General features: G+C 54.7%; 3 rRNA genes. All 3 read right to left on the minus strand.

Features of this window, described 5'->3' with window-relative positions:
- Nucleotides 1-58: 58 nt before the first annotated feature.
- The 3 genes from rrf to QM517_RS18065 all read right to left on the minus strand — a co-directional run bounded on the left by rrf (nucleotide 59) and on the right by QM517_RS18065 (nucleotide 5,324).
- Nucleotides 59-175 (minus strand): 5S ribosomal RNA (gene rrf / locus QM517_RS18055).
- Between the two features lie 101 nt (nucleotides 176-276).
- Nucleotides 277-3,388, minus strand: a 23S ribosomal RNA gene (locus QM517_RS18060).
- Between the two features lie 414 nt (nucleotides 3,389-3,802).
- Nucleotides 3,803-5,324 (minus strand): 16S ribosomal RNA (locus QM517_RS18065).
- Together the 16S, 23S and 5S rRNA genes form the textbook arrangement of a ribosomal RNA operon.
- Nucleotides 5,325-5,588 lie beyond the last annotated feature (264 nt).

A 5,588-nucleotide genomic window follows, 5' to 3' on the forward strand; every position in this document is an offset into this window, starting at 1 on the left:
GTGTCCGTATATGCGAAATGGCCACCCAGCGTTGGGTGGCCATTTCGTCTTAGAAGAAGTCCGGCGGTGTCCTACTCTCCCACAGGGTCCCCCCTGCAGTACCATCGGCGCTGAGAGGCTTAGCTTCCGGGTTCGGAATGTAACCGGGCGTTTCCCTCTCGCTATGGCCGCCGAAACACTATTGATGTTTCAAAAACCAACAACGATCATGTCATTGTCGTGTTCCCGACCGTACATCGAGAACCACTCAGTGGACGCAAGCACCAAAAACGGTGTGTTATCAAGTCATCGGCTTATTAGTACCGGTCAGCTTCACGTATTACTACGCTTCCACATCCGGCCTATCAACCCAGTAGTCTGGCTGGGAGCCTCTCACCATAAATGGTATGGAAGTCTCATCTTGAGGCCGGCTTCCCGCTTAGATGCTTTCAGCGGTTATCCATCCCGAACGTAGCTAATCAGCGGTGCTCCTGGCGGAACAACTGACACACCAGAGGTTCGTCCAACCCGGTCCTCTCGTACTAGGGTCAGATCCTCTCAAACTTCCTACGCGCGCAGCGGATAGGGACCGAACTGTCTCACGACGTTCTAAACCCAGCTCGCGTACCGCTTTAATGGGCGAACAGCCCAACCCTTGGGACCTACTCCAGCCCCAGGATGCGACGAGCCGACATCGAGGTGCCAAACCATGCCGTCGATATGGACTCTTGGGCAAGATCAGCCTGTTATCCCCGAGGTACCTTTTATCCGTTGAGCGACAGCGCTTCCACAAGCCACTGCCGGATCACTAGTCCCGACTTTCGTCCCTGCTCGACCTGTCAGTCTCACAGTCAAGCTCCCTTGTGCACTTACACTCGCCACCTGATTGCCAACCAGGTTGAGGGAACCTTTGGGCGCCTCCGTTACATTTTGGGAGGCAACCGCCCCAGTTAAACTACCCACCAGGCACTGTCCCTGAACCGGATCACGGTCCTAAGTTAGATATCCAGAGTGACCAGAGTGGTATTTCAACAATGACTCCACGAACACTGGCGTGTCCGCTTCATAGTCTCCCACCTATCCTACACAAGCCACACCGAACACCAATACCAAGCTGTAGTAAAGGTCACGGGGTCTTTCCGTCCTGCTGCGCGTAACGAGCATCTTTACTCGTAATGCAATTTCGCCGAGTTCGCGGTTGAGACAGTTGGGAAGTCGTTACGCCATTCGTGCAGGTCGGAACTTACCCGACAAGGAATTTCGCTACCTTAGGATGGTTATAGTTACCACCGCCGTTTACTGGGGCTTAAATTCTCAGCTTCGCCTTGCGGCTAACCGGTCCTCTTAACCTTCCAGCACCGGGCAGGCGTCAGTCCGTATACATCGTCTTGCGACTTGGCACGGACCTGTGTTTTTAGTAAACAGTCGCTACCCACTAGTCTCTGCGGCCACCACACCCTTTCGGAGCAAGTCCTAATAAGTGGATGGCCCCCCTTCTCCCGAAGTTACGGGGGCATTTTGCCGAGTTCCTTAACCACGATTCTCTCGATCTCCTTGGTATTCTCTACCTGACCACCTGAGTCGGTTTGGGGTACGGGCAGCTAGAACCTCGCGTCGATGCTTTTCTCGGCAGCATAGGATCACCCACTTTTTATCCGCATCGTGTCTCAGCCTCAATGAGTGACGGATTTGCCTATCACTCGGCCTACGCACTTGCACCAGGACTACCATCGCCTGGCTTGGGCTACCTTCCTGCGTCACACCTGTTAATACGCTAGCCGCACCAGCATGGGGTCGAGCGTTCACACAGACAACCATCACCCCGAAGGGATCCGGAAAATTCCATGCTAGGACTCTTAGCACCACTGGATTAGCTTGGGCGGTTCTTCGCCGGTACGGGAATATCAACCCGTTGTCCATCGACTACGCCTGTCGGCCTCGCCTTAGGTCCCGACTTACCCAGGGAAGATTAGCTTGACCCTGGAACCCTTGGTCTTTCGGAGGACGTGTTTCTCACACGTCTTTCGCTACTCATGCCTGCATTCTCACTCGTGTCGCGTCCACGGCTGGGTCACCCCGCCGCTTCACTCGCGACACGACGCTCTCCTACCCATCAACACGGCTGGACCACGAAGGCCTACCAAAAATGTCAATGCCACAACTTCGGTGGCGTGCTTGAGCCCCGTTACATTGTCGGCGCGGAATCACTTGACCAGTGAGCTATTACGCACTCTTTCAAGGGTGGCTGCTTCTAAGCCAACCTCCTGGTTGTCTAAGCAACTCCACATCCTTTCCCACTTAGCACGCGCTTAGGGACCTTAGATGGTGGTCTGGGTTGTTTCCCTCTCGACTATGAAGCTTATCCCCCACAGTCTCACTGCTGCGCTCTCACTTACCGGCATTCGGAGTTTGGCTGACGTCAGTAACCTTGTAGGGCCCATCGGCCATCCAGTAGCTCTACCTCCGGCAAGAAACACGCAACGCTGCACCTAAATGCATTTCGGAGAGAACCAGCTATCACGAAGTTTGATTGGCCTTTCACCCCTATCCACAGCTCATCCCCTCAGTTTTCAACCTAAGTGGGTTCGGTCCTCCACGACGTCTTACCGTCGCTTCAACCTGGCCATGGATAGATCACTTCGCTTCGGGTCTAGGACACGCGACTGAATCGCCCTATTCAGACTCGCTTTCGCTACGGCTACCCCACACGGGTTAACCTCGCCACGTATCGCTAACTCGCAGGCTCATTCTTCAAAAGGCACGCTGTCACCCCTACTAAGGAGGCTCCAACGGTTTGTAAGCAAACGGTTTCAGGTACTATTTCACTCCCCTCCCGGGGTACTTTTCACCTTTCCCTCACGGTACTTGTCCGCTATCGGTCATCTGGGAGTATTTAGGCTTATCAGGTGGTCCTGACAGATTCACACGGGATTTCTCGGGCCCCGTGCTACTTGGGATACTCTTCACGCCAAGAACAGGCATTTCGACTACGGGGTTCGCACCCTCTATGACCGGCCATTCAAAACCGTTCGTCTATACCCTCTTGTCACGTCGACTGCTCGGCAGAACAATCAGAAAAGTCCCACAACCCCCAACATGCAACGCCTGCCGGCTATCACACACGCTAGGTTTAGCCTCTTCCGGTTTCGCTCGCCACTACTCACGGAATCGCTGTTGCTTTCTCTTCCTGTGGGTACTGAGATGTTTCACTTCCCCACGTTCCCTCTACCCGCCCTATATATTCAGGCGGGAGTCACCAGGTACGCACGCGCCCTGGCGGGGTTTCCCCATTCGGACACCCTCGGATCAAAACTCGCTTATCAGTTCCCCGAGGCTTATCGCAGATTGCTACGTCCTTCTTCGGCTCCAGATGCCAAGGCATCCACCGTTTGCTCTTAAAGACTTGAAATCACATGAGTTGAATCGTCAAAAAATTGACTAATGATCTTTAAGATCATCTACACCACACAACCCCGAAGAGTTGCATGGAAGATGCTCGCGTCCACTGTGTAGTTCTCAAAGTACGGGCGGTACCCTTCCCGCATGCCACAACCGTGACACCAGAAAAGGCCCTAGAGGAACAGCCACCAACCAGATCCGAAAACCCGATCAGCGCCCGGCCCCTCAGGACCCAACAGCGTGCATGTGCCAGACACTCCCACCCCGAACCGTTCCTGCAGCAAGCTGCGTACTAGACCCGAGACCATCGTCCCCGACACCTCGTCAAATGTTCCACCCATGAGCTAACCGGCAAGACACATTCGGTCTCGATCCGGCGCCTGGACACCACCAGGAAAACCCGACGGTGCCAGATGCTCCTTAGAAAGGAGGTGATCCAGCCGCACCTTCCGGTACGGCTACCTTGTTACGACTTAGTCCTAATTACCGATCCCACCTTCGACGGCTCCCTCCACAAGGGTTGGGCCACCGGCTTCAGGTGTTACCGACTTTCATGACTTGACGGGCGGTGTGTACAAGACCCGGGAACGTATTCACCGCAGCGTTGCTGATCTGCGATTACTAGCGACTCCGACTTCATGAGGTCGAGTTGCAGACCTCAATCCGAACTGGGACCGGCTTTTTGGGATTCGCTCCACCTCACGGTATTGCAGCCCTTTGTACCGGCCATTGTAGCATGCGTGAAGCCCAAGACATAAGGGGCATGATGATTTGACGTCATCCCCACCTTCCTCCGAGTTGACCCCGGCAGTATCCCATGAGTTCCCACCATTACGTGCTGGCAACATAGAACGAGGGTTGCGCTCGTTGCGGGACTTAACCCAACATCTCACGACACGAGCTGACGACAACCATGCACCACCTGTTCACCAGTGTCCAAAGAGTCCCGTATTTCTACGGTGTTCTGGTGTATGTCAAGCCTTGGTAAGGTTCTTCGCGTTGCATCGAATTAATCCGCATGCTCCGCCGCTTGTGCGGGTCCCCGTCAATTCCTTTGAGTTTTAGCCTTGCGGCCGTACTCCCCAGGCGGGGAACTTAATGCGTTAGCTGCGTCACGGAAACCGTGGAATGGTCCCCACAACTAGTTCCCAACGTTTACGGGGTGGACTACCAGGGTATCTAAGCCTGTTTGCTCCCCACCCTTTCGCTCCTCAGCGTCAGTTACGGCCCAGAGATCTGCCTTCGCCATCGGTGTTCCTCCTGATATCTGCGCATTCCACCGCTACACCAGGAATTCCAATCTCCCCTACCGCACTCTAGTCTGCCCGTACCCACTGCAGGCCCGAGGTTGAGCCTCGGGATTTCACAGCAGACGCGACAAACCGCCTACGAGCTCTTTACGCCCAATAATTCCGGATAACGCTTGCGCCCTACGTATTACCGCGGCTGCTGGCACGTAGTTAGCCGGCGCTTTTTCTGCAGGTACCGTCACTCTCGCTTCTTCCCTGCTAAAAGAGGTTTACAACCCGAAGGCCGTCATCCCTCACGCGGCGTTGCTGCATCAGGCTTCCGCCCATTGTGCAATATTCCCCACTGCTGCCTCCCGTAGGAGTCTGGGCCGTGTCTCAGTCCCAGTGTGGCCGGTCACCCTCTCAGGCCGGCTACCCGTCGACGCCTTGGTGAGCCATTACCTCACCAACAAGCTGATAGGCCGCGAGCCCATCCCAGACCGAAAAATCTTTCCAACCCCCACCATGCGATGAGAGCTCATATCCAGTATTAGACGCCGTTTCCAGCGCTTATCCCAGAGTCCAGGGCAGGTTGCTCACGTGTTACTCACCCGTTCGCCACTGATCCACCAAGCAAGCTTGGCTTCACCGTTCGACTTGCATGTGTTAAGCACGCCGCCAGCGTTCATCCTGAGCCAGGATCAAACTCTCCGTAAAAGAAAAATGCCCACCCAACCGGAATAAGGTCGGGACAAGCGAGTTCAATCTGACCAAACAGGAAGTCAAAACTGACTATCCAGATGCCAACCCCAAAGGGTTGGACTTTGATCCAAAGGAATTTCTCGCAATCCACCAAACGATGGACCGACGAGGAATAAATTGGCATTTGACAAGTGCACGCTGTTGAGTTCTCAAGGAACGGACGCACCCACAGAAACGATCTCTCGACCTACCCGCGAGGCAACTTCACTACCTTATACG

This window comes from Microbacterium sp. IEGM 1404 (assembly GCF_030056775.1).
Classification (GTDB): domain Bacteria; phylum Actinomycetota; class Actinomycetes; order Actinomycetales; family Microbacteriaceae; genus Microbacterium.